The organism is Huijunlia imazamoxiresistens, from assembly GCF_037132455.1.
Classification (GTDB): Bacteria; Bacteroidota; Bacteroidia; order Chitinophagales; family Chitinophagaceae; genus Flavisolibacter; species Flavisolibacter imazamoxiresistens.
Genome location: NZ_JBBBEI010000006.1, coordinates 182731 through 207223, shown reverse-complemented (window position 1 = coordinate 207223; position 24493 = coordinate 182731). Strand labels below are relative to the sequence as shown.

Genomic DNA, 24493 nt, shown 5'->3' with positions numbered 1-24493 from the left:
GGCGTGCTTTACGCCTTCAATACTTCAGCAATTTTTGCACATAATTATCGAGGCGGCTTTTGGCCAGGAAGGCCTGTTCCAGCTCCGTGTTGAACGGCACGGGCGTGTCCAGCGAGGCGCAGCGCAGCACCGGTGCGTCCAGGAATTCGAAGCAGTGCTCGGCGATCCAGGCGGCCACTTCTCCGCCGATGCCGCCGGTAAGGGTGTCTTCGTGCAGTACCAATACTTTGCCGGTACGTTTGACGGAGGCTTCTACAGCGGCATAATCCAGCGGCAGCAGGGTGCGGAGGTCCAGGATATCTAATGATATGTCGGGATGCTTTGCTGCGTATTCCTGCGCCCAGAGCACGCCGGCGCCATACGTAATGATGGAAATGTCTTCGCCCTCCTGCACGGAACGGGCTTTGCCGATGGGCACTTCGTAATACGCTTCCGGTACAGGCCCGGTAAGACTGCGGTACAAGGCTTTGTGTTCGAAAAACAGCACCGGGTTGGGATCATTAATGGCGGCGATCAGCAGGCCCTTGGCGTCCTCGGGCGTGGAAGGGTACACCACCTTCAGCCCCGGCGTATGGGCAAACCAGGCCTCGTTGCTCTGGCTGTGAAAAGGTCCTGCCCCTACCCCGGCACCGGTGGGCATGCGGATGACCACGGGGGCGTTCTGGCCCCAGCGGTAATGAATTTTTGCCAGGTTGTTGACGATCTGGTTGAAGGCCATGGTGACGAAGTCGGCAAACTGCATTTCCACCACGCTTTTGTACCCTTCAAGCGCCAGGCCCAGGGCGATGCCGGTAATGGCGCTTTCGCAAATGGGCGTGTTGCGTACCCTGTCCCTGCCGAATTCTTCCAAAAAGCCTTCGGTGATCTTGAAGGCGCCGCCGTATTCGGCAATGTCCTGCCCCATCAGCAGCAGGTGGGGGTGCTGCCGCATGCTTTGCCGGAGCCCTTCGCTGAGGGCATCGATAAAGCGAAGGGTGCGGGTAATATCGTTCGTTTGTACTTGCCCGTTGCCTATTGCCCATTGCTTATTGCCTGTTGTGGCCGGAGCATATACTTCCTTTAATTCCTTTTCCGTAGCAACATCCATGGGTTTACTTTCAAAACCTTTTTTCAGCTCGGCTTCGATCTTTCCTTTTTCCTCGGTCCGAATGGCCTCCTTTTCTTTTTCACTAAGCACCTTTTCGTTTAGCAGCCAGCGCTCGTAATGGGTCAGCGGGTCTTTGGCGCTCCATTCCTCCAAAAGGGCAGGCGGCACGTACTTGATGCCGCTGGCTTCTTCATGCCCCCGCATGCGGAAGGTGAGACATTCCAGTAAAAAAGGCTTTTGCTCGCGGATGCAGTATTCCCGGGCTTCTTTGACCGTGTGGTACACTTCCAGGAGATTGTTACCGTCGATCACGGCCGAACGCATACCATAGCCGGTAGCCCTGTCGGCCAGGCGGGTGCAGCGGTATTGTTCTTTAACCGGGGTGCTCAGGCCGTAACCGTTGTTTTCAATCAAAAAGATCACCGGCAGGTCCCAGACCGAGGCGGTATTGAGGGCTTCGTGGAAGTCGCCTTCGCTGGTGCCGCCTTCGCCGGTAAAGGCCAGGGCCACTTTGCGCTGGCCTTTCAGCTTGTAGGCCAGGGCGGCGCCGGCGGCCAGGGCCAGCTGGGGCCCCAGGTGGGAGATCATGCCGCAGATATGGTGCTCGCGGGTGCCGAAATGAAAACTGCGTTCGCGTCCCTGGCTGTACCCCTGCGGGCTGCCCTGCCACTGGCGGAACAGCCGGTGCAGCGGCAGACCCCGGGACGTGAAGACGCCCAGGTTGCGGTGCAGGGGCATGATCCATTCGTCGGGCTGCAGCGCCAGGGTAGCCCCTACCGAGATGGCTTCCTGCCCGATGCCGCTGAACCACTTGGATATCTTCCCCTGCCGCAGCAGCAGGAGCATCTTTTCTTCTACTAAACGCGGCCACAAAAGGTTCCGGTACAAACGGATCAGCTGCCTGTCGGTCAGGTCGCGGCGAAGAAATTCCATAGCGGAGAATTAGGTTTTAGGGAATTAGGGGATTAGGGATTCAGCGGTCGGAATCGAGGAGGCTGCCGAGGATAGCGCCGACCAGGGAAACGATCAGGCTGAAAAACAGGGCCGACAACCAGCCGTCCACCTCGAAGCCGTTGACCAGGCTGGCCGTCCACTTCACCATCAGGATATTGATCACAAGCAGGAACAGGCCCAGGGTAAGAATGGTGACCGGGATGGTCAGGATGACCAAAATGGGCTTGACGAAGATGTTGAGCAGGGCCAGGACGAGGGCGACAATAATCGATGTCTTCAGATCGGGGATGTGTACTCCCGGCAGGAGCCAGGCGGCGAAAAGCGCAGCTACAGCAGTGATGAGGATCTTTAGTATAAAGCCCATAATCAATCGTTTGTAATAGACTGCAAACCCTATTGCCCACCGTTGCCCGCAGGGAGGTGCCGGGCAACGGTGAGAAAAAGGGTGGTAACCGGGAAAAGCTGCCAGTATACCGGGGCCGCTTACACCACCACCAGTTCGTAAAATTCCTCCGGCGCCAGGTACTTGTTGGCCAGTTGCTGCAATTCCGGTGCCGTGATGGTTTTGATGGTGTCGAGGGTTTTGTAGAAATAACCTTCGTCCAGCCCGTTCAGGATGATGTTCTTCCAGCGGTTGATGATGTGGAAGGGGCCGTCCAGGTCACCCAGGATGCTGCCCATCATGAAGTTGCGCACCAGCAGCAGCTCTTCTTCGTCCACCTCTTCGTTGCGCAGGGTTTCCATTTCCTTGTACACTTCGGCAATGGTGGCCTCGCAGACGTCGCGGCCGGCTTCGGTGCTGATGACCCAGGCGCTTTGATGGATATGGTTCTGCAGGTAGCTGTGGATGCCGTAGGTATAGCCTTTGTCCTCGCGGATATTGCTCATGAGCCGCGAGCCGAAAAAGCCGCCGAACAGGTTGTTCAGCACCTGCACTTTAATAAAGTCGGGGTGGTGGCGGTTGGGAAAGGCCCTGCCCATACGCACGGCACCCTGCACGCCCTTGGGGTCGTTGGTAACGCGGTACTTCTTTTCCGCCGCCGGTTGAACAGGGATCTCGGGCACGGCCACCGCGTTGTTTTTCAGGTCGCCGAAATATTGGTTCAGCAGCGGGAAAATGTTGGCGGGCAGCTTGCCGGCCACAAAGATCACCAGCTTGCCGTTGGTGTAATGCTTCCGGTAGTAGTCGAGCAGCTCCTCGCGGTGGAGGTTGTCGAAATCCTCGAAGCGGCTGTAGCGGCCATAAGGGTGCCCCTCGCCGTATAGGTAGGCGTCGATGAGGCGGTGGGCCACAAAGTCGCACTTTTTGAGGTTGACGTTCAGGCGCTGCTTCATGTTCTGCTGGTATACGGCGATCTCCTCTTCGGGGAAGATGGAATCCACCAGCATTTCCTTCACTACGGGCAGCAGGGGCTCCAGGTGCCGCGAGAGGGAGTGCAGGGTGATGGTGGCCGTTTCGTTGTAGCAGTGCCGGGCCAGGTGGGCGCCGTAGTACTCGAAATGCTCATTGAGGGCGAAGGCATTCTTCGAGGAGGTGCCGTTTTTGAGCAGGAAGTTGGCGGAGGCGGCCACCAGGTTCTTGTTTTCAAACCAGTTGCCGGCATAGAACACCCATTCCAGCTGCAGCACGTCTTCGGCGCCGGCGTCCACGGCATACACTTCCACGCCGTTGTTCAGGGTATATTTTTCGTAAGGCTTCAGCTTCAGGTCCATTTCCACTGCGTCTTTCATGAGCGGAGCCTGTGTGCGGTTGAGCATTATGGTAGTAAGATTTTGATTGTAAATGGTTTCGATGATTTTCTATACAGCCGGCAGCATTAGCTCTTGGAAAAATAATGCAGGGTGCTGCAGTTGCCGTCCTGGAACACGCTGTTGGTCACCTGCTGGATTTCCTCGGCCGTTACCCGCTTGTAGCGGTCCAGCTCGGTATGCATCAGGGAGGCGTCGCCCAGCAGCTCGTAAAAGGCCAGGCTGTTGGAGCGGTTCATCAGGCTCATGTCTTCGAAGGCGATGATGCTTTCGGTTTTGTTCTTGACCTTTTCCAGTTCCGATTCGCTGATCTTTTCGGCCTTCAGCTTTTCCAGCTCTTCGCTGATGGCGGCTTCGGCATCTTCCATTTTGACGCCTTTTACCAGCTTGCCTTCAATGGTCAGCAGGCCGGCATCCACGGTGCCGTGGTGGTAGCACTCGATATTGCTGAACAGCTTCTTTTCCTTTACCAGCTTCTGGTACAGGCGCGAGGAGCCGCCGCCGCCGAGGATTTCGGTAATGAGGTCGGCCGCATAATAGCGGGGGTCGAGCCGCGAAAAGATGTGCCAGCACTTGTACAGGGCGTCCAGGGGCACGTCGGCATGTACGGACAGTTGGCGCGGCGCCGTTTGCTGGGGCTCTTCGGGCAGTTGGCGGATGTAGCGCTCGCCCGGCTCGATGGGGCCGAACCATTTCTCCGCCAGCTCCCGTACCCGTTCCGCCGTCACGTTGCCGGCGACGGAAAGAATGGCGTTGACCGGGCGGTAGTGCTTGAAGAAAAAGTTCTTGACATCCTGCAGCGTGGCGTTCTCGATATGCGACAGTTCCTTGCCGATGGTCATCCAGCGGTAGGGGTGCACCTGGTAGGCCAGCTCGCGCATCTTCTGCCATACGTCACCGTAAGGCTTGTTCAGGTAGTGCTCTTTAAACTCTTCGCATACCACCTTACGCTGCACGTCCAGGCTTTTTTCGCTGAAGGCCAGCGACAGCATGCGGTCGCTTTCCAGCCAGAAGGCCGTCTCCAGGTTATCGGCCGGCAACTGTATGTAGTAGTTGGTAAGGTCGTTGGTGGTGTAGGCATTGTTCTCGCCGCCGGCCATCTGCAGCGGGTCGTCGTATTCGGGAATATTGATGGATCCGCCGAACATCAGGTGCTCAAACAAGTGGGCAAAGCCGGTGCGGGAAGGATCCTCGTCCTTGGCGCCCACATCATACATCACATTCACCACCGCCAGGGGCGTGGAGGTATCCTGGTGCACAATCACTCTTAAACCATTCGACAGGGTAAAACGTTCAAACTGAACCACGGGTTTATCTTTAATAGTTAGTTAATAAAATTTGCCAGTTTACGGGTTTACAAGTTTACGAGTTTACGAGTTAGGAAAGACACGGCCCCATAAAATACGCCAACTCGTAAACTTGTAAACCCGTAAACTCACTTCCCTTGCAGGATGTTCTTCACCTTAAACTCATACTGCAGCACCTGGCCGTGGCGGTGCACGATCACCTTTACCTTGCCCTGGGCCTTTTGCAGGGCTTCTTTATAGTCTTTGAGGTGCTGGTTGAAGTTGCGGTCTACCGCCACCACCAGGTCGCCTTCCTTCAGGCCCGCCTTTGCGGCCGGCGAGCCCTCGGCCACATCGCCGATCAGGATCTTTCCCTCTTCGTAGTACAGCTCGATGCCGCTGTAGGCATAGTCGAAGGGATCCTTGAAGTGCCCGTTGGGCAGCAGGTGGAATTCCTTTTTCTCGTAATTGATGATACAGTTAAAGCGCCGCAACAGGTCGCTGCCCAGCAATCCGCCCATGTAAGGATAGGAAGTAACGTTGTTGACATCGTCGAAAACGTAGACCGGCACGTTACGGAAGCGGTAAGGCCCCAGCTTTACTTCCTTGATAGCGGTGATCCACATGTCGATGGCGCCACCCAGGCCTTCGGCCTCCTTGCGGTACAGTTTCCTTTTGGGGGCCAGCAGGGCGCTGTCCTTGATAAAGTCGCTTGACAAAACAAGGTTCATGCCGGCGCCCAGGTCGTACAGGAAACGGGAGCTGATGGTCCGCTCGTCGCGTACCCGCACCGGCTGCACGGGCAGGGTGGACGGGATAAGCGGCCGCAGCAGGTGGCCGCCCCGGGGGTATTTGAGGACGCCGCGGCTCCAGAACTCGAGGCGGGCGCTGTCGTAATTGATTTTCACGATATAACGGCTGAGCACTGAATAGCCGATGATGCCGTCGATGGGTTGGCCGTAAACGCTGGTGAGGATGCTGTAGTCGTTGATGTGGAAATGGAGGCTGTCGACGGCCAGGCCGGGCAGCAGCAGGGTCCGGTTGTAGAGGAAGTCCACCTTCCGGATGCCCGCAATGCCCCGGATGGTGCGGTCGGTGGGTATGGGCTTCAGTCCCAGCTTCCGTACCCGGGTGGAGTCGAGCGAAATGCCGCCGCTGCCCGTATCGAGGATAAAGTTCAGCGAGTCGGGGAAGGGGTCGAGCCGGGCTTTCAGGATGATGATGCCGCCGGTAAACTGCTCAAAGGAAAAGCGGCTCAGGAGCCGCGAAGGGGTAATAAACTCCTCCTGGGCCGCCAGGCGTCCATACAGCAGGGAAACTAAGAAAAAGAGGAGGGCTTTTCTCATGGCAGAGCAGGATGTATAAATGTAAAATGTAGAATGTGAAATATAAAATGTAAAATATGGATGGAAGGCCCAAAGCCTGATTTTCCTCCTTATTTTATATTTTAAATTCTATATTTTACATTTTACATTTCCTCAACTCCTGCCGTGCTTACCTTTGCGGCATCTATGATGCTGACTGATTTATTCCAGAAGGCGCTGCGGTTCGAGCACCTGACCATCGAGGAAGGCATGCACCTGTTTGAGCAGGCTTCGCTGACCGAGCTGATGTTTATTGCCGACGAGCTGCGCAAAAAGCAGGTGCCCCACGGAAAGGTGACCTGGCAGATCGACCGCAACGTGAATACGACCAACGTGTGCGTCGCCAACTGTAAATTCTGCAACTTTTACCGCATCCCCGGCCATGCGGACGCCTATATCACCGACATGCCCACCTACCGTAAGAAAATTACGGAAACCATCAAGTACGGCGGCGACCAGCTGCTGCTGCAGGGCGGGCACCACCCCGGGCTGGGACTGGACTTTTATACAAAAACCTTCCGCGAGATAAAGCAGGAGTTCCCCGCCATCAAGCTGCACGCCCTCGGGCCTCCCGAAGTGGCGCACATCTGCAAGCTGGAGAAAATGAGCCACCGCGACGTGCTGGCCGCCCTCAAGGAAGCCGGCCTCGACTCCCTGCCCGGAGCGGGTGCCGAGATCCTGGTAGACCGGGTGCGCCGCCTCATCTCCAAGGGCAAGTGCGGCGCCGACGAGTGGCTGGCCATCATGCACGAGGCCCACAAGCTCGAGATCACCACCTCGGCCACCATGATGTTCGGCCACGTGGAAACGGTAAGGGAGCGCTTCGAGCACTTGGTGAAGATCCGCGAGGTGCAGGCCAAAAAGCCGGAAGGCGCCAAGGGCTTCCTGGCCTTTATTCCCTGGACCTTCCAGGATGTGGACACCCTGCTGACGAAGATCCGCGGCGTGCACAACCTGACCACCCCCGATGAATATATCCGCATGATCGCCATCAGCCGCATCATGCTGCCGAACGTCAAAAACGTTCAGGCTTCCTGGCTGACGGTGGGCAAGCAGACCGCCCAGCTGTGCCTTCATGCCGGCGCCAACGATTTCGGCTCCATCATGATCGAGGAAAACGTGGTGAGCGCTGCCGGCGCCCCGCACCGCTTTACTTCCCGCACCATCCAGCAGGCCATCCGCGAAGCAGGCTTCGAGCCCCAGCTGCGCAACCAGCAGTACGAATGGCGCGAAATCCCCGAGAGCATCGAGGAGCAGGTGGTAAATTACTAAGTACGAAGTTGAAAATACAAGCTATTGGAAAAGCCTTGCGCAAGCAGGGCTTTTTTTATGGCTGCAGCTGCGCTGCCCTATATTTGTCTCCTCAGTAAAAAAACTAAAACTGCCCTTTCCGCTTATGAAAAAGCTGTTTGTTTTCCTGTTCACCACGGCGCTGTTGGTTTCCTCCTGTAAAAAAGATAACGGCAACAATAACCCGGCCGGCCAGAACGATCTTCCGGCGGCAACGTTTTCCTACAAGGTAAACGGGACATTGATCGAATGCAATGGTTCCCTGGCGGAAAACAGCCGGGAAGGTTCCCTGATCCGGAAGGAGCAGACCCTTACGTCCAGCGGGTCGGTAGAGACAAACAGAAATTACATCTTCAGCATCCATGCTACCCGCAATTATTTTTTTGGCGATGCAGGTGAACCTATACTGGAAATTGAACTAAACACCCCTTCATTATCCGTAGCCACCTATACGCATACGAATGACGGCATCCTGTATGTGAAGACTTTTTATCCGAACCAGTCGGAGTTTTGTGCCGGATGTACGCCCACGGTGTATGGAGGCCAGGAGTTTTCGGTGTCGATAACGAAACTGGAAAACGGTTATGCCGACGGGACCTTTTCCGGTAAGCTGGTACGCCGTACATCGGGGTTTGACCTGGTGACGGAGGGACAGTTCCGGAATGTGAAAGTCCTTCAATAATTTCCGGGTCTGCTTGTTTGTATCCCTCCTACCTTACCCGCACATACACTATTTTCTGGTTTTTAAAGTTTTCCCTTTCGGCCTTAAAAAGTTTATTCAACCCAAACCCGAGACCGAAGACGCCGAGGCCGATGCCCAACCGTTGCAGGTTTTGATCGCTGGTGATGGGTTCGTCCAGGTAGGCACCGTTGACCAGGTTTAATCCCAGGTAGCTGGCTCCGCCCAGCATCAGCATCCGGTCCAGCCCGTCGCGGATAAAGCGGTGTTTGCGGGTAAGGGTTACCGAGGAAATCTCCTTATAATGATAGCCCAGCACCTGGCGGGAAACCGTATCCGTGACCATAGTCCCCAGGCGGGTGGGATAATGGGCGGTAGTATAATGGAAAATAAACAGGCTGTCGTTGCGGATGTCCTTGATCGGGCCCTGTATATAGCTGCCGCCTTTGGTTTCAAATGCGATGGGCGTGCCGGCGATGAAGGTCTTCAGCACGCGGCCGTTTCTGCGGCGTACGCTCAGGAAGTCGGATCCCTGGGTAAAGCCGGGCAGGTAAAACCCCAGCAGCAGGAAGAAAAATAAAGGGCGCAGCATGGCCAAATGTAAACAGAAGCCTTCCCGGTTTTTCCACTTTAAGGAATTGTTAGCACCCCATTTTACCGTTCAGCCCGGCAACATTTTTCTTACAGCCTTCCTTTCAATTCCTTCCATTATTTCCTACTTTACATACAAATGAATTTATATGGCTGAGGATAAGAAAAAGGATGAGCTGCCGGAGGACCCCGACGACCTGCGACTCGAGAATGAGATCCTGAAGTTGAAGCTGCAGGCCGAAATGGGGGCCCACTTCGAAAGCTCCGAAGAACTGCCTCCCGAGCTGGAACACCAGTTCCTGCAGCAGGTGGTTGCCTTTGAAGAAGCCTCCCGGACCGTACAGACCCGGAAGGTGTACGACATCCTGGGCCAGCCGTCTTTCCGCCGCCTGGAAGAACTGAAACCCCAGGAAATCAGCCCCGAGCTGAACCGCCTGTACGGCCTGCTGGAAGCCCGGAATATGGAGCTGGACATCCTGGGCCAGTACGACGACGTGATCATCTACCGCTTCATCACCGAAGAGCTGTTTGAACACGAGACCGATGATTTTAACCTGCCGGGGATGATCATCCATTTTACCTACGAAGAGTTTCATCCCAATCATAAAATGGACATGGAAGAGCGAACCCGGGAGTTCTTCAACGACTGGTTTGAGCGCCGCATGAACGAGTACAGCTGGGAGCTGGGACAGAATTTTGTGTTGCCCGATGCCCGCCAGCTGGGCCGCGAGCAGGTGCTGGCCAAGCTGAAAGCCTTCTTTGACGCCTTCCCGGTATTTTCCGAGCCGGCCTACCAGGTGGATGAAATCGCCTTTCAATGGAACGAAGAAGCCAAAACCGGCCTCGGCCACGTAGAGGGCACAGTGCACTACAGCGCCCAGATGGAGAGTGGCGAAGAGGTGGAATGGGAAGGGCCCTTCAAACTCTACCTTTCCAACGACCAGGGCTGGTGGTCTATTTTTTACTTTATCATGCCCGGATTCAACTGGGAGTAGTTTACGGGTTTCCAAGTCTACGGGTTCGTTCCGCACACAATCATTCGCCTTCATGATTGCCGTCATGCCTGCAGCGACTGGTTTGGGACAGATTTGTCCTAAACTTTTACGTATGCTCCGGCTCGCTGCTTCTTCTTTTCTACTTTTATTTCTTTTTTCCTTTACGGCACGGGCACAGGCGCCCACGGGTCGTAAGCTGACCCTGGGGGTGGAACAGGATCTACTGCCTTATGCCACCGGCGGGTATTTTGCCGGCCTGTGGGCTGGGAAAGGACACCTTCGGGTACGCGCCTTAACGGCCCGTGTTCACAAACCCGACCTCATTGTAAAGAAAGGATTTACCAATAACCGCGTAACGGCCTATGCCCTTGTAGGCGATTATTTCCTGCATCAAAACTGGAAGGGCTGGTGGGCCGGCAGCGGCTTGGTATACTGGAAAAGCAGCATTCAGGCCGGCGCCAAAAGCAGCACCGCCTATTACGAGAACCTATTGATTAACGGAAGCCTGGGCTACCACCAACGGCTTTTTGGTCCGGTGTACCTTAGTCCCTGGGCCGGCATGCACCTGCGGGTGGGCGGTGCGAAAAAAGTAGCGGTCGATGGAAAGGTCTTCACTCCTCCCCTGCTCAATCCCGAAGCCTCCCTGAAACTAGGCATCTGTTTCTAAACAAAAACCCTAAACCCGGGAACCCGAACTCAGGAACTCTGGAACTCAGGAACTCAGGAACTACTCCCGCCCCTCCCCCTAAAAACTCTTTAAATGATACGCCTTTGGGCGGGAGAATGCCCGCAGGCCGGCGTGGGAAAGGGTGCTGCCGAAGCCGGAATGCCGGCGGCCGCTCCAGGGAAGGGCCGGGCTGACACGGTCGCAGCAGTTCCAGTAGCCGGTGCCGGTATCGAGTTGCTGCAGGATGCTTTCCGCCCGGTGGCCGCTGCTGCTGTAGACGGAGGCCGTCAGCCCGTAAGCGGTGTCCTGCATCCGCTCAATTGCTTCCTCGTCGCTTTTTACCTTCATGATGCCGATCACCGGTCCGAACGATTCCTCCTGCATCACCTCCATGCCGTGGTGCACATTTATCAACACTGTGGGGGCAAAGAAATAGCCTTTGCCGCCGGCGCGGTGGCCGCCGGTGAGCACGGTCGCCCCTTTTTGAATGGCATCCTGCACCTGCCGTTCCAGCAGGGCAAGCCCCTCTTTGCGGGTAAGCGGGCCGATATAAACGCCCTCTTCGGTGGGCGAACCCACTTTCCAGGAGGCGACCTCGTTTTTAAAAGCTTCTACGTACTGGTCGTACACCTTTTCGTGCACGTAAATACGCTCTACGGCGCAGCAGCTCTGGCCGTTGTTATAAAAGGCGCCGTCGGCCGTGGCGGCCGCCACCTGGCGGATATCGGCCACATCCTCGGCCACGTAAAGGGGGTCCTTGCCGCCCAGCTCGCACTGGCAGGGAACCATTTTCGAAGCGCACTTCTGGTAAATGTAGTGGCCGGTTTTGTAGGAGCCGGTGAAGAAGTACCCGTCGAAAGGCAGGTCCAGCAGCAGTTCGCCTACGTTGGGTCCGCCCACCGCCACCTGGAACAGGGGGCCGGGGATGCCGGCGGCCTGCAGCAGCTTTTGTATTTCCAGGCCGGTGAGGGTGGCGAATTCCGAGGGCTTGTACAGCACCGCATTGCCTGCCAGCAGGGCCGGTACAAACACGTTGACGCCCACCAGGTAGGGGTAGTTCCAGGCCGAGATATTGCAGATGACGCCCAGCGGCTCGTAACGGATCCGCTCCTGCAGTCCCTGGGCATCGGTCATCCATTCATCCGACAGGTATTTTTCGGCGTTGCCGGTAAGCCATTGGATCCGGGTACGGGCGCCGGCGATCTCGTTGCGGGCCTGTTGCAGGGGCTTGCCCACTTCGGAGGTCAGGAGGGCGGCGAGCGGTTCGGCCTGTTTTGCCAGCAGGCCGGAAAAGAAGTGTAACCGGTCCACCCGTTCGGGCAGGGGCAGTGCGGCCCAGGCCGGTTGCGCCTCCTTCAGGAGACGGAATTTTTGGGCGACGCTTTCCGGGCTGTCTTCGGCCAGGTCGGCCAGCACTTCTTCGGTGGCGGGGTTGATCACGTGCATAGTTCCTAATTTACGAATTGGGCGGCGTAACTTCATGCGAAGGCGCTCCAGGCTCTTGGCCAACACGCATTTCCTACAATTTTTCCCTGGAAATCCTATTTGGATCTTAATAATTTTTTATTAACTTCACCAACAGTACTCTGCTGTAACTACCTCCCCCGTACCGGGTTTATGAAAGAACGTATCAAAACCCGAGTTTATGTACATTATCCGCGATATTTTCCAATTGCGATTCGGTCATTTCCGGGACGCCAAAGCCCTGCTTGAAGAGGCAAAGAACAAAAACCTGCTGCCTACGGCGCAGCACCTTCGTGTGCTCACCGATTTTACCGGCGATGCCTACCGGTTGATCCTGGAGGAAGGGTATGCTTCTCTTGCTGAATACGAAAGTTCCTTAACCGGCGGCATGGGCCAGTCGGAATGGAAGGACTGGTACGAGAAATTCAAGCAGCACGTCGAGTCCTCGCACCGCGAAATATTGAAGCAGATCCTCTAACATATTTCTGTGGAACATCGTTCCGCTCCGATTCCTTTTTGAGATCCATACCGTTGTTGACCTATAAACACCACAAAAGCCCAACGGCAGTGCAATGCTCGTTGGGCTTTCTTTTTGGGTCAAAGACTTACGTCCCGCTAGGGACGTCTGGTAGGTAGCAGGGTTCAATTGGCGAATTTCCGTTCCGCTAGGAACGGCTGGTATTTGCAGCCTACCAACCGTTCCTAACGGAACGGAGGCTCCCATTTGTTGTTTTTCTACCCACCAGCTGTGCCTAACGGCACAGGAGGTCCTGCTGTAGTAGAACCGTAAGTATAATTAATCCGAAGAGGACTTGTCGCCGATGAACCATTGTTCCTTATTCCGGAACAGCACGTTGAAGGTGGTGAGCGAGCCGTAAATACGGGTAATGTATTGCTGCAGGTTTACCTTGTCCTCGTCCGTAAGCACCTTGTGGGCGTTGATCTGCTGCTCCAGCACCCGCAGGCGGTCGCGCAGCATCACAATTTTATGAAAGAAGGCCTCGATGGGAATATCCTTGGGTTTGAGGCTTTTGTCGGCGGGCTGCAGGATGAGGGTGCCCTTCTGCCAGCGGTCGCCCAGGGGTACCGGCTCGGTAAGGCCGCCCCACAGGCGCAGGATCTTCAGCAGCGACTTCTCCACCTCGGAATGGGTTTCCACTTCTTCGGTCACGTTCTCGGGAATGATCTCTTCCAGGTGCGTGTCGTTCTTGTCCACTTCCTTTACGCCGTGGTAAATAAAGGAGATCAGGTAGGTGGCATAGCGAATGCCCACGATAACACCCGGGCCGTATTGGGTATGTTGCAGGCGGGTGCCGATGCCTAATGTTAGTTGGTCCATGCTTCTTTGGGTTTACGAGTTTACAAGTTTACGGGTTTACGCGTTAACTGCTTCGGAGTTACGCCCCTAATTCCCAGGGAACCAATGAACCAATACCCTTTTCCCTTATTGGCCCGCCAGCTTCTGCTGGCGCTTGTAGATTTCGAAGGATTGCTTGATGAACAGCTGGAAGTCGTAGTCGTTGGAGTACTGGGTAAACTCGTAGGTGGGGCGGTGCTGTAGCATGAACCGGTCCAGCTCTTCGCCTGTAAGGCCGGTCAGGCGGCGCACCAGCGCTTTGCTGAAGCGGTGGTCCACCGACTTGTCGCGTTCCTGCTGCAGCAGGCGCTCCTGGAAGTGCATCATATTGCGGTTCTTGCGGAACTGGAAGGACCGGATCACTTCGCCGATGTCGATGCCGGCGCCGGCGGGTCCTATGGAAGTAATGCTCTCGGCATTGGGCTTCCGGAAGTCGAAGACTTTCGCATAGTCTTTCCGGTTCTGGATCGAGTCCTGGCGGTAATCCCGCGGACGCACTTTCACCTCTTTCAGCAGCTGTATATTGACCTGCAGGGCAATGTCAAACTGGTTGACATCCGCGATCTTCAGTATCGGGAACTTTACCGTTGGCTTTCCCAGGTACGAAAACTGGATCGAATCCTTTTCTCCTACATAAATGGTATAATGCCCGTTGGAGTCGGTGACGGTGCCCGCCCCGTTGGTGCCGATAACGCTGACCGACTGCAGGGGATACAGGCGCGAGCTATCGTACACGTGGCCCTGGATGCGGTACTGGGCATGCCCCTGCCGCCCCGCATAGAGCAATGCCAGCAACAACAGGAACCGTAAATAGGAAGGAAAAGATTTCAAAAGCTTCTTTGAGGCAATTAACGAAACAAATTGCAAATGCTATGGTAAAGTGGGTATTGGTTAATTGGTTCATTGGGAATTAGGTCGTGCACTTGTGGCGCCGTTTGTACGAGGGTACATATCGCCTGGCCGAAGATTACCTTAATGGTCGGGAACTCCATCCTAATACCCCAATTCCAATTAACCAATGAACTAATTCCCTCCTTTCAGGGCTTCGTACACCAGCGCCTTGAACTTCCCCTGGATGTCCGTATGGCTGTTGGGGTATTGGTTGATGAAGAGTTGGCCCACGATCTTTTCCTTGGGATCGATCCAGTAGGTGGAGGAGAACATGCCGCCCCAGGAAAAGGTGCCTACCGACAGGGGGCTTTTGCCGCTGTTGCTTTCCGGGATCACCTGGAAGCCCAGGCCGAACTTGTCGCCCTGGCCCACGCTCAGGGAGCCGATCTGGTTGGTGGTCATCTGGTCCACGGTTTCCTTTTTCAGCAGGCGCTTGCCGTTGTAGGTACCGCCGTTGAGCAGCATCTGCATGAACAGGGCATAGTCGTAAGCGGTGGACGACAGGCCACCGCCGCCGCTGAAGTAGGTGCCGTCCTTACGGGGATAGTCGGGATAGAAGTTGCCCGTCATGTAGACGGTGTCGGGCGCCGGAACGATCTTCTTCTCGGCGTTTTCGGTGTACAGGGTCACCAGCCGCGACCGCTTGGCCGGCGGCAGGTAAAAATAGGTGTCCCGCATGCCCAGGGGCTGGAAGATGCGTTTCTGGAAAAACTGGTCGAGGCTCAGTCCGCTGGCCACCTCGATGACATAACCCAGTACATCGGTATTGAGGCCATAGGTAAACTGCTCGCCCGGCTGGTGAAACAGGGGCAGCGTACCCAGGATCTTCATCTTGTCGGCCAGCCGCAGCCGGTCTACGCCGATGCCGCCCACCACGCCGGCCTTATAATAGATGGCCTTGGCGGTGGGCGAGCCGATCTGGGCATAGCCGATACCCGAGGTATGTGTCAGCAGGTCGTGAAGGGTAATCTCCCGCTTGGCCGGCACGGTAGTGTAGGTGGTATCGGCCGCATTATAGTCCTTCAGCACCCGGGGCTTTTTAAATTCGGGAATGAATTTCGAGACCGCGTCGTTCAGCGACAGCTTGCCTTCTTCCACCAGCATCATGATGCCCACGCTGGTGATGGCCTTGGTTTGGGAAGCGATACGGAAAATGGCGTCTTTGGGCATGGCTTCCTTGCGGGCCACGTCCTTGTAGCCGGCGCCTTTATAATAGAGTATCTTTCCGTCCTTCGCCACCAGGGCCGTGGCGCCGGCCATCCACTGGTTGTTGATGTATACCTGGAAGAGCGAGTCAATACGCTCCAGCCGTTTGGCCGGCAGGTACAGTGAGGAGGGAGCTGCCAGCTGCAGGGTGCCTTCCTGCGGCGTTTGGGCCCCACAGGCGACTGCAAGCAGTAAGGAAGAAAGAGCGATAAAGGTGTTTTTGATCATATGGGCGTCTGTTGAATGAAGTTAGAGGTAGGGGAAGCAGGTAAAGGCGGTGGCTCCGCGGGTGCCGGTCGCCTTTACCAGCGGTGCCTATATAATAATATATATAGGCGGTTACAGTTCGCGGACCACCTGCTCGATCACTTCCGGGTAATGGCGGTGTTCCAGCACGTGGATCTTTTGGGCCAGCGTGGCAGGGTCATCGGCGGGTTCTACCGGGCAGCGGGCCTGGAAGATGATGTCGCCGTTATCATAATGCTCGTCCACGTAGTGAATGGTAATGCCGCTTTCGGCATCTTTGGCGTTGATCACGGCTTCGTGCACAAAGCTGCCGTACATGCCTTTGCCGCCATAGCCGGGCAGCAGGGCCGGGTGGATGTTCACGATCCGCCGGGGGTAGGCATCAATAAGTGCCTGGGGCACCTTCCACAGGAAACCGGCCAGAACGATAAAGTCGATACCAGCCTGTTGCAGTTCGGGCACATAGCCGTCCTGGCGAAAGAACTTTTCCTTTTCGATCAGCAGGGTGGGTATGTTTTCCCGCTCAGCGATGGCGAGAACACCGGCGGTGGGTTTATTGCAGACAACGAGGGCCACTTCGGCGCCTTTATCCTTCGCTGCAAAATGCTCCATGATCTTTTGTGCATTGCTTCCGGCTCCGGAGGCAAATACGGCAATCTTTTTCATAACGCGAATTACCCAAATTTTAAAATACGAAGGACAGATATTTGGCGAATAGGGGAGGGGCGCAAATAGATTTTGTATGAAAAATAATCAGATACCTGACAGAGCATGATGGAAAATAAAAAAGATGACCAGGGTCTTTTTCTCCTCTATATATAGATAATTATAGTCACTTCTGCTAAAATCCAAAATCATTTGCGCGGTTGAGGAACCTCACATTTGCACATGACAATTTCAGCCCGACCATACGCAGACGCATGGGAAAAAAATGCCCCAAAATCGGCTGAAACGCAGGCTGGGAGCGGGTTAAAAAAAATTTAAAACCGGTGGCATTTTGTAAAATTCCTGTCATATTTTTGCAACCTAATTAGGAATTTATCCACATTTAGATCGAAGCATCTATGAATTTTTTAAAGCCTATTGCGAGAACGATTTCACTGACAGGAATTTTATTCTTTCTTTCTTTTACCGCTGCTTTCGCACAGAATGGAAAGCAGATTTTCCAAGCAAATTGCCAATCCTGCCACGCTATTGATAAGAAGCTGACCGGTCCTGCCCTGAGGGGAGTTGAGGAAAGAGGTCCGTGGGGCGACAGGAAGAATCTGTACAAGTGGGTGCACAACCCGGGATCTTTCATCCCCACCACTCCTTATACCAAGGCGCTGCAGGCCGAGTATGGTCAGATCATGCCCGGTTTCCCCCAGCTGTCCGAAAAGGATATCGACGCCGTGGTGGAGTACATCAACACTGCTCCCAAGCCGGGAGCCGCTACTCCGGGTGCCGCTGCTGCAGGTGCTGAAGCTGCAAGCGAAACCGACGGCAGCGCTGCCATCACCTTCGGTGTGATCTCCCTGGTACTGGCGCTGATCACCCTGATCCTGATGCAGGTAAACAGCAACCTGAAAAAACTGTCCGACGACAAAGAAGGTGTCCTGCGCCCCGAGCCGGTTCCTTTCTACCGCAATAAAGTATACATCGCCCTGCTGGCCGTGGTACTGTTTGTTGTAGGCGGCTTCTTTGTAGGTAAAGGTGCCGTGAACCTGGGTCGCCAGCAAGACTATGCACCGAAGCAGCCGATCATGTACTCGCACAAAGTACACGCCGGCATCAACCAGATCAGCTGTCTGTACTGCCACGGCAACGCCTGGGAAAGCAAGCACGCTGCCATCCCTTCGCTGAACGTGTGTATGAACTGTCACAAGGCCATCTCCACTTATGAGAAAGGTCCGAAGATCTACGACGAAGACGGAAACGAGGTGAACGGTACTGCCGAAATCCAGAAGCTGTATGACTATGCCGGTTTCACTCCTGGCCAGCCCTGGGATCCTTCCAAAGCAAAGCCGGTAGAATGGGTGAAGATCCACAACCTGCCCGACCACGTTTACTTTAACCACGCCCAGCACGTGAAAGCCGGTAAAGTGCAGTGCCAGACCTGCCACGGCCCGATCCAGGATATGACCACCGTAAAACAATACGCCGAACTGAGCATGGGCTGGTGTATCAACTGTCACCGCACCACCAAGGTGGACTTCTATAATAATAATGACAGCACCGGTAACAAATTCTACAGCATCTACGAGAAGTTCCACAACGACATCCGGAACGGCAAAATGGATAGCGTAACGGTGAAAGACATCGGTGGCCTGGAGTGTCAGAAGTGTCACTACTAAACCACGCCTTCTCTTAAGGTAACGTGCAGATGAACGATAATAAGAGCAAAGGATGAAGAAAATGTGCACTCGGAAGTGAGGAAAGCAGAGGAACGGAAAAGGCACATTGGACTATCTAAAATTCTATTTGAAATAAAAATTTAAAACAAAACTCCCCTTTTGGGGTAGGGAGTATATGGAAAAAAAGTATTGGCAAAGTTTCGCTGAGCTTAACAATAACGAACAATTTCAAAAGCAAAACAAGGACGAGTTTAAAGAAGACCTTCCTTTCGCGGATATTGACGACAAGGGTCTGATGGACGCCAAGTCGCCCCGCCGCGATTTTCTGAAATACCTGGGCTTCAGCACCGCTGCGGCCACACTGGCGGCCTCCTGTAAAAGCTCCGTACGTAAGGCCATCCCGTATGTGAACCGTCCGGAAAACGTAACCCCCGGCGTCGCCAAGTACTATGCCACCACTTATGTTCAGGATGGTGACGTGCTGCCGATCATCGCCAAAGTACGCGACGGCCGCCCCATCAAGATCGAAGGCAACAGCCTGTGTTCGTATACCAAAGGCGGTACTTCCCCCCGCGCCCAGGCTTCGGTACTCGACCTGTACGATACCCACCGCCTGACCAACCCCAAGCGTAAGAACAACAGCGGCCAGTTCGAAGAGGTGCCCACCTACTCCCAACTGGATACCCTGGTCACCAGCGCCCTGGCCGGCAAGCCCGTGGTCCTGCTCACCAGCACCATCACCTCCCCTACCACCAAACAAGTTATTGCCCAGTTCCTGGCGAAATACCCCGGCAGCCGCCACATCCAATATGACGCGGTTTCCCGCAGCGGTATGCTGCTGGCCAACGAGGCTTCCTTCGGCCGTCGCGCCATCCCCTCTTACGAGTTCGACCGTGCCAAGGTGATCGTGAGCCTGGGCGCCGACTTCCTCGGTCCCTGGCTGAACGAGGTGGAAAACTCCCGCAAATACTCGGTAGGCCGCAAGATCAACGAGGCCAACCCTCAGATGAGCAAGCACTACCAGTTTGAAGGTTTCCTGAGCATGACCGGCGCCAACGCCGACGAGCGCTTTACCCACCGTCCTTCCGAGACCGGTGCCGTGGCCCTCGCCCTGCTGGCCGCCCTGGGCGGATCGGTTACCGCTCCGGCCATCGCCGACGCCAAGCTGCGTGAAGGCATCGCCAGGGTTGCCGCCGACCTGAAAGCCAACAGCGGCCGTTCGCTGGTGGTATCCGGCTCCAACGATCCCAACGTTCAGATCGTAGTAAACGCCATCAACAGTGCCGTAGGTGCTTATGGCAACACCATCACCTGGGGCCAGTCGCTGAATACCAAGCAAGGTATCGACAAGGACATGGTAGACCTGGTGAATGCCATGAACGCCGGCCAGGTAGGTGCGCTGCTGGTGTACGAAGCCAACCCCGCCTACGATTATTTCGAGGCCGATAAGTTCATCGCCGGTCTGAAGAAAGTGCCCGTGAGCATCTCCTTCAGCGAGAAGCTGGACGAAACCACCGAGCTGTGCTCCTTCTCGGTGCCTACCCACCACTACCTGGAAAGCTGGGGAGATGCCGAACCCAAAGTGGGTTACATCAGCTTCATCCAGCCCACCATCAACCCCTTATTCAAAACCCGCCCCTTCCAGACATCGCTGCTGAAATGGTCGGGCAACAATACCGATTACGAAACCTTCTTCCGCACCTACTGGACCGGCAAGCTGGGTGGCCAGCAGGCTTTTGACAAAGCCCTGCAGGATGGCGTGCTCGAAGGCGCTGCCGCTGCCCAAACAGCTGTTGCAGCCACTACCGATACCACCGGCGCTCCCGTAGCTGCTGCCCCTGTGGTAACCGGCACCGGCGGCTTCAACGGCGGTTCCGTAGCAGGTGCTGCTGCTGCCATCGGCGGTCGCAAATCCGCAGCGAAAGACGAGGTGGTCCTGTACCAGAGCGTGGCCATCGGCTCCGGCAAGCAAACCGGCAACCCCTGGCTGCTGGAACTGCCCGATCCCATCACCCGCGCCACCTGGGGCAACTACGCCCTGATCTCCATGGCCAAAGCCAAGGAACTGAAGATCGACGTAGATACCGACTACGAATACTACATGGACAAGCCCGTGATCGAGCTGACCGTGAACAATAAGAAAGTAAAGCTTCCGATCCTGGTGATCCCGGGTATGAACGCCAACACCATCGCCGTAGCGGTAGGTTTCGGCCGCAAGGAAGCGTTCAGCAAGGCTGCCGCCGGCGTCGGTGAGAACGTTTTCCAGTTCGCCCGCTTCAATGGCACCACTATTGATAACTATTCGGATGTCACTACGAGCGCCGAAGCCGTAGGTACCGATAAAATAGCCCAGGTGCAGATCCACAACTCCTACGAAGGACGCGTGGAAGTGGTAAAAGAAACCACCCTGGCCACCTTCCTGAAATACCCCACCCGCTACAAAGACCAGCGCGAAGAGCTGGTAAAAGACTACGCCCCCAAAACGGGCGACTACCGCAAGGAAGCCACCCTGTACGGCGACCACGTACAGCCTGGACCGAAATGGGGTATGTCCATCGATATGAACGCCTGTTACGGTTGCGGCGCCTGCGTGGTAGCCTGTCATGCCGAGAACAACGTTCCGGTGGTAGGTAAGAGCGAAGTGCTGCGTTACCACGATATGCACTGGCTGCGTATCGACCGCTACTTCGTAAGCGACGAAAAGAACGCCGACGACCTGAAAGCCGTTGTGTTCCAGCCGATGATGTGCCAGCACTGCGACAACGCACCCTGCGAAAACGTTTGCCCGGTAGCCGCTACCATGCACAACGCCGAGGGTGTGAACCAGATGGCCTACAACCGTTGCATCGGTACCCGTTACTGCGCCAACAACTGCCCGTATAAAGTACGCCGCTTCAACTGGGCCGACTATACCGGAGCTGACTCCTTCAAAGACAACCAGGATCAGAAGACCGTAGGTGTGCTGGATCCGGCCGTTCACCAGATGAACGACGACCTGACCCGCATGGTGCTGAACCCCGACGTAGTGGTACGGAGCCGTGGTGTAATGGAAAAATGTTCTTTCTGTATCCAGCGTACCCAGGAAGGCAAACTGAAAGCCAAACTGGAAAACCGCGACCTGAAAGGCGACGAGATCCAGAGCGCCTGCGCCCAGGCCTGTTCGTCCGGCGCCATTGTCTTCGGCAATGCCAACGACGAAACCAGCACCGTAGCGCAGATCCGCAAAAACAACCCCAACCGCCTGTTCTACGTGATCGAGCAGATCCACACCCTGCCCAACGTAAGCTACCTGGCGAAAGTGCGGAACACCGCCGAACTGGAAGAGGTGAAAGAGCACCACGAAGAAGGCGCCGGCCATGCCGCTCAAAGCCACGAAGAAGGTCAGGCCGCTCCTGCAGAGCACAAGACCGAAGGACACGAGCAACCGGCACACCACTAATAAATAGAAGGGAAAAGAAAATAAGATACAGTAGTGGAAGAAGGGCCCGCCCCTTCTTCCACCCTACAAACGGTAAAAAATTGTAAAGCGGACGGGGAACCGGAGGCTTAAAGTTTAATATTATGGCATTACTTAAATACGAATCGCAGGTAAGACCACCATTGGTAGAAGGCCAAAAGGATTATCACCAGGTAACCGAAGACATCTGTCGCCCGGTGGAGGCAGAACCCACGAAGGCCTGGTGGATCGGGTTTATCATTTCAGTAGCTCTTTTGATTTTTGGTATCATTTCCGTAACCGTAGAGGTAATTTACGGTACCGGCCAGTGGAACCTGAACAAGACCATCGGATGGGGTTGGGACATCACCAACTTCGTATGGTGGGTAGGTATCGGTCACGCCGGTACGCTGATCTCCGCGATCCTGCTGCTGTTCCGCCAGGGATGGCGTACAGGGGTAAACCGCGCTGCGGAAGCGATGACCATCTTCGCGGTAATGTGCGCCGGCCAGTTCCCGATCTGGCACATGGGCCGTGTGTGGATGGCGTTCTTTGTACTCCCCTACCCCAACTCCCGCGGTTCGCTGTGGCCGAACTTTAACTCGCCCCTGCTGTGGGACGTATTTGCGATCTCTACGTATTTCACCGTTTCGCTGCTCTTCTGGTACTCCGGTCTGCTGCCCGACATGGCCACCCTCCGCGACCGTGCCAAGGAAAAATGGAGAAAAGCGTTTTACGGCCTGGCCGCCTTCGGCTGGACAGGTTCCACCAAACACTGGCAGCGCCACGAAGCCCTGTCGCTGGTACTGGCCGGTCTGTCTACTCCCCTGGTACTTTCGGTACACACCATCGTATCGTTTGACTTTGCCACTTCGGTAATCCCCGGCTGGCACACCACCATCTTCCCCCCCTACTTCGTTGCGGGTGCGATCTTCTCCGGTTTCGCCATGGTAAATACCCTGCTGCTGGTAACCCGGAAAGTGCTGAACCTGAAAGATTATATTACCATCGAGCACATCGAGGTGATGAACAAGGTAATCGTTCTGACCGGCTCCATCGTAGGTGTGGCCTACCTGACCGAGCTGTTCATGGCCTGGTACTCGCACGTAAACTACGAGTGGTTCGCCTTCGAGCAAAACCGTGTGAACCTGAGCAGCCCCTACGGCTGGAGCTACTGGCTGATGATGGGCTGTAACGTGATCTCTCCGCAGATCTTCTGGTTCCGCAAGTTCCGCAGAAACCTGACCGTTACCTTCTTTATGTCGATCCTGGTAAACATCGGTATGTGGTTCGAACGTTTCGTGATCATTGTAACCTCGCTCTACCGCGACTACCTGCCCTCTTCCTGGAGTACCTATTATACCCCCACCATCTGGGAGATCGGCTTCTACATGGGTACGTTCGGCCTGTTCTTTACCTGCTACTTCCTGTTTTCCAAATTCTTCCCGGTTATCGCTATCGCCGAGATCAAGCATATCCTGAAGAAAGGTGGTCGCAACTACAAAGAGCAAATGACCGAAGTGGAACAGGAAAGCGTGGAGGAATTCACCCATAAGCACGCCCACGCCCATTAATCACTAAACAAGAAACAAGGACCTTCAGAACTTACTCATATGGCTGTTAAAAAATTTGTTGTTGGTTGTTTTTATGATGAGCAGGTTTTATTCCCTGCTATCAAAAAAGTGCGCAAGGCGGGTTACAAGATCCACGATGTGTACACCCCCTTCCCGATCCATGGCCTCGACCACGCCATGGGTCTGCGGGACACCAGTCTGCACACAGCGGGTTTCATCTACGGTATCACCGGTACCACTACCGCGCTGACATTTATCACCTGGGCCCTGACAACCGACTGGCCGTTAAACTTTGGCGGTAAGCCGTTCTTCTCCTTACCGGCATGGATCCCCATCACCTTCGAGCTGACCGTATTGTTCTCGGCCGTAGGTATGGTGCTCACTTTCTGTTACCTGTGCCAACTGGCGCCCTTCGTGAAGAAAGACCACTTCCACCTGCGGGCCACCGACGACACCTTTGTCATGGCCATCGAGTGCAACGACCGCACCAACGATGCGGAGGTGATCGACTTCCTGACCGCCAACGGCGCCAAAGAAGTGGAAGTACAGTACCGCGAAACCAAATGGTGGATCGGCACGTACGACAAGGAAACCAAAGTGTTCAATAAACCCGCAGTAGAACCAATCAGTTAAGCATATTTAATAGAAAAGTTGATGAAAAATCTTTTAATCATAGCAGTTTTATTTGCCACAGTGATTGGAATCGTGAGCTGTGACGGCGCCAAAGGCAACGACCCCGGCGACGTTTACGCCCCCGACATGGGTTACAGCCGTGCATATGAAACTTACGGATACAACAACGTTAACGGAGAATACGATACCCTGAAAGCCCGGGGCATTTCCTTCAACGCTTCCCCGGTGGCCGGTACCATGGCCCGCGGCGATGCCGAAGCCTACCCCTACCCCAACTCGGATACCGCCTATGCCCAGTCAAAAGCGTACCGCAACCCTTACGATACCGTGACCCTGAGCAAAGCCAACCTGGTGGAAGCCGAGCGCCTGTACCTGGTGAACTGCGCCATCTGCCACGGCAGCAAGCTGGACGGTAACGGTCCCCTGTGGAACGACGGCAACGGCCCCTACCCTGCCGGCCCCCGCAACCTGCTGGATGATTACACGAAGAAATTGGCCGACGGCCAGATGTACCATGTGATCATGCACGGTAAAGGCATGATGGGAAGCTATGCATCGCAGGTGCACCCCGAGCAGCGCTGGTGGATCATCAAATACATTCGCTCCAAGCAGGGCCCGGCTGCTCCCGCCGCCGATACCACTGGTGCCGCAACTCAAACCACCGCAAGTAACTAATTGCAGAAAAGAATAA

Annotated in this window: 21 protein-coding genes; 10 read left to right on the top strand and 11 right to left on the bottom strand. The window is 55.3% G+C overall.

The window, feature by feature from the left end; genetic code table 11:
- Window positions 1-16: 16 nt before the first annotated feature.
- From V9K67_RS09930 to V9K67_RS09910, 5 genes are all read right to left on the bottom strand, one after another.
- Window positions 17-2020, bottom strand: a complete 2004-nt coding sequence (locus V9K67_RS09930; protein ID WP_336721956.1) for an alpha-ketoacid dehydrogenase subunit alpha/beta — start codon at window positions 2018-2020, stop codon at window positions 17-19.
- Between the two features lie 40 nt (window positions 2021-2060).
- Entirely contained in the window at window positions 2061-2405 is a 345-nt protein-coding gene (locus V9K67_RS09925) for a phage holin family protein (protein WP_336721953.1), read from the bottom strand.
- A 119-nt stretch (window positions 2406-2524) separates the two neighbouring features.
- On the bottom strand, window positions 2525-3799 hold the full coding sequence (locus V9K67_RS09920; protein ID WP_336721951.1) for a M16 family metallopeptidase: 1275 nt from the start codon (window positions 3797-3799) through the stop codon (window positions 2525-2527).
- Between the two features lie 59 nt (window positions 3800-3858).
- Window positions 3859-5097 carry a M16 family metallopeptidase gene (locus V9K67_RS09915; protein ID WP_336721948.1) on the bottom strand — a complete coding sequence of 413 codons (1239 nt, stop codon included), beginning with the start codon at window positions 5095-5097 and terminating at the stop codon, window positions 3859-3861.
- 128 nt (window positions 5098-5225) lie between these two features.
- Entirely contained in the window at window positions 5226-6422 is a 1197-nt protein-coding gene (locus V9K67_RS09910; RefSeq protein WP_336721946.1) for an aspartyl protease family protein, read from the bottom strand.
- Between the two features lie 165 nt (window positions 6423-6587).
- On the opposite strand from V9K67_RS09910, the gene mqnC reads away from it, so the two are divergent.
- Window positions 6588-7712, top strand: coding sequence for a cyclic dehypoxanthinyl futalosine synthase (gene mqnC / locus V9K67_RS09905; RefSeq protein ID WP_336721944.1), 1125 nt, complete (start codon window positions 6588-6590; stop codon window positions 7710-7712).
- Between the two features lie 124 nt (window positions 7713-7836).
- Window positions 7837-8412, top strand: a complete 576-nt coding sequence (locus tag V9K67_RS09900; RefSeq protein WP_336721943.1) for a hypothetical protein — start codon at window positions 7837-7839, stop codon at window positions 8410-8412.
- Between the two features lie 28 nt (window positions 8413-8440).
- Here the strand turns inward: V9K67_RS09900 and V9K67_RS09895 are convergent, their stop codons facing one another.
- On the bottom strand, window positions 8441-9001 hold the full coding sequence (locus V9K67_RS09895; protein ID WP_336721941.1) for a hypothetical protein: 561 nt from the start codon (window positions 8999-9001) through the stop codon (window positions 8441-8443).
- A gap of 148 nt (window positions 9002-9149) precedes the next feature.
- Between V9K67_RS09895 and V9K67_RS09890 the strand changes: the two genes are divergently transcribed.
- Together V9K67_RS09890 and V9K67_RS09885 are read left to right on the top strand one after the other, a co-directional pair.
- Entirely contained in the window at window positions 9150-9995 is an 846-nt protein-coding gene (locus V9K67_RS09890) for a hypothetical protein (RefSeq protein ID WP_336721940.1), read from the top strand.
- 112 nt (window positions 9996-10107) lie between these two features.
- Window positions 10108-10662, top strand: a complete 555-nt coding sequence (locus V9K67_RS09885; RefSeq protein ID WP_336721938.1) for a hypothetical protein — start codon at window positions 10108-10110, stop codon at window positions 10660-10662.
- A 78-nt stretch (window positions 10663-10740) separates the two neighbouring features.
- Here V9K67_RS09885 and V9K67_RS09880 read toward each other — a convergent pair whose 3' ends face one another.
- Entirely contained in the window at window positions 10741-12108 is a 1368-nt protein-coding gene (locus V9K67_RS09880; RefSeq protein WP_336721936.1) for an aldehyde dehydrogenase family protein, read from the bottom strand.
- 199 nt (window positions 12109-12307) lie between these two features.
- On the opposite strand from V9K67_RS09880, the gene V9K67_RS09875 reads away from it, so the two are divergent.
- Window positions 12308-12604, top strand: a complete 297-nt coding sequence (locus V9K67_RS09875) for a hypothetical protein (protein ID WP_336721934.1) — start codon at window positions 12308-12310, stop codon at window positions 12602-12604.
- A 318-nt stretch (window positions 12605-12922) separates the two neighbouring features.
- On the opposite strand, the gene V9K67_RS09870 is transcribed toward V9K67_RS09875, so the two are convergent.
- The 4 genes from V9K67_RS09870 to purN form a co-directional block, all read right to left on the bottom strand.
- Entirely contained in the window at window positions 12923-13465 is a 543-nt protein-coding gene (locus V9K67_RS09870; protein ID WP_336721933.1) for a DUF8685 domain-containing protein, read from the bottom strand.
- A gap of 105 nt (window positions 13466-13570) precedes the next feature.
- Window positions 13571-14314 carry a carboxypeptidase-like regulatory domain-containing protein gene (locus tag V9K67_RS09865; protein ID WP_336721931.1) on the bottom strand — a complete coding sequence of 248 codons (744 nt, stop codon included), beginning with the start codon at window positions 14312-14314 and terminating at the stop codon, window positions 13571-13573.
- 192 nt (window positions 14315-14506) lie between these two features.
- A complete protein-coding gene (locus V9K67_RS09860; RefSeq protein ID WP_336721929.1) occupies window positions 14507-15808 on the bottom strand; it encodes a serine hydrolase domain-containing protein in 1302 nt (433 codons plus the stop codon).
- Between the two features lie 111 nt (window positions 15809-15919).
- A complete protein-coding gene (purN, locus tag V9K67_RS09855; RefSeq protein ID WP_336721927.1) occupies window positions 15920-16492 on the bottom strand; it encodes a phosphoribosylglycinamide formyltransferase in 573 nt (190 codons plus the stop codon).
- A 398-nt stretch (window positions 16493-16890) separates the two neighbouring features.
- Between purN and V9K67_RS09850 the strand changes: the two genes are divergently transcribed.
- The 5 genes from V9K67_RS09850 to V9K67_RS09830 all read left to right on the top strand — a co-directional run bounded on the left by V9K67_RS09850 (window position 16891) and on the right by V9K67_RS09830 (window position 24477).
- A complete protein-coding gene (locus V9K67_RS09850; RefSeq protein WP_336721925.1) occupies window positions 16891-18159 on the top strand; it encodes a c-type cytochrome in 1269 nt (422 codons plus the stop codon).
- A 175-nt stretch (window positions 18160-18334) separates the two neighbouring features.
- Window positions 18335-21598, top strand: coding sequence for a TAT-variant-translocated molybdopterin oxidoreductase (locus tag V9K67_RS09845; protein WP_336721923.1), 3264 nt, complete (start codon window positions 18335-18337; stop codon window positions 21596-21598).
- A gap of 122 nt (window positions 21599-21720) precedes the next feature.
- A complete protein-coding gene (nrfD, locus tag V9K67_RS09840; protein ID WP_336721921.1) occupies window positions 21721-23169 on the top strand; it encodes an NrfD/PsrC family molybdoenzyme membrane anchor subunit in 1449 nt (482 codons plus the stop codon).
- Window positions 23170-23208: 39 nt separating this feature from the next.
- Entirely contained in the window at window positions 23209-23802 is a 594-nt protein-coding gene (locus tag V9K67_RS09835) for a DUF3341 domain-containing protein (RefSeq protein ID WP_336721918.1), read from the top strand.
- Window positions 23803-23862: 60 nt separating this feature from the next.
- Window positions 23863-24477, top strand: a complete 615-nt coding sequence (locus V9K67_RS09830; protein ID WP_336721915.1) for a c-type cytochrome — start codon at window positions 23863-23865, stop codon at window positions 24475-24477.
- Window positions 24478-24493 lie beyond the last annotated feature (16 nt).

Coding starts and splice junctions, on each gene's coding strand:
- V9K67_RS09850 (WP_336721925.1), top strand. CDS start 16,891: ATGAATTTTTTAAAGCCTATTGCGAGAACGATTTCACTGACAGGAATT.
- V9K67_RS09880 (WP_336721936.1), bottom strand. CDS start 12,108: ATGCACGTGATCAACCCCGCCACCGAAGAAGTGCTGGCCGACCTGGCC.
- V9K67_RS09930 (WP_336721956.1), bottom strand. CDS start 2,020: ATGGAATTTCTTCGCCGCGACCTGACCGACAGGCAGCTGATCCGTTTG.
- V9K67_RS09925 (WP_336721953.1), bottom strand. CDS start 2,405: ATGGGCTTTATACTAAAGATCCTCATCACTGCTGTAGCTGCGCTTTTC.
- V9K67_RS09920 (WP_336721951.1), bottom strand. CDS start 3,799: ATGCTCAACCGCACACAGGCTCCGCTCATGAAAGACGCAGTGGAAATG.
- V9K67_RS09895 (WP_336721941.1), bottom strand. CDS start 9,001: ATGCTGCGCCCTTTATTTTTCTTCCTGCTGCTGGGGTTTTACCTGCCC.
- V9K67_RS09910 (WP_336721946.1), bottom strand. CDS start 6,422: ATGAGAAAAGCCCTCCTCTTTTTCTTAGTTTCCCTGCTGTATGGACGC.
- mqnC (WP_336721944.1), top strand. CDS start 6,588: ATGATGCTGACTGATTTATTCCAGAAGGCGCTGCGGTTCGAGCACCTG.
- V9K67_RS09875 (WP_336721934.1), top strand. CDS start 12,308: ATGTACATTATCCGCGATATTTTCCAATTGCGATTCGGTCATTTCCGG.
- V9K67_RS09835 (WP_336721918.1), top strand. CDS start 23,209: ATGGCTGTTAAAAAATTTGTTGTTGGTTGTTTTTATGATGAGCAGGTT.
- V9K67_RS09885 (WP_336721938.1), top strand. CDS start 10,108: ATGCTCCGGCTCGCTGCTTCTTCTTTTCTACTTTTATTTCTTTTTTCC.
- purN (WP_336721927.1), bottom strand. CDS start 16,492: ATGAAAAAGATTGCCGTATTTGCCTCCGGAGCCGGAAGCAATGCACAA.
- V9K67_RS09845 (WP_336721923.1), top strand. CDS start 18,335: ATGGAAAAAAAGTATTGGCAAAGTTTCGCTGAGCTTAACAATAACGAA.
- nrfD (WP_336721921.1), top strand. CDS start 21,721: ATGGCATTACTTAAATACGAATCGCAGGTAAGACCACCATTGGTAGAA.
- V9K67_RS09900 (WP_336721943.1), top strand. CDS start 7,837: ATGAAAAAGCTGTTTGTTTTCCTGTTCACCACGGCGCTGTTGGTTTCC.
- V9K67_RS09870 (WP_336721933.1), bottom strand. CDS start 13,465: ATGGACCAACTAACATTAGGCATCGGCACCCGCCTGCAACATACCCAA.
- V9K67_RS09860 (WP_336721929.1), bottom strand. CDS start 15,808: ATGATCAAAAACACCTTTATCGCTCTTTCTTCCTTACTGCTTGCAGTC.
- V9K67_RS09890 (WP_336721940.1), top strand. CDS start 9,150: ATGGCTGAGGATAAGAAAAAGGATGAGCTGCCGGAGGACCCCGACGAC.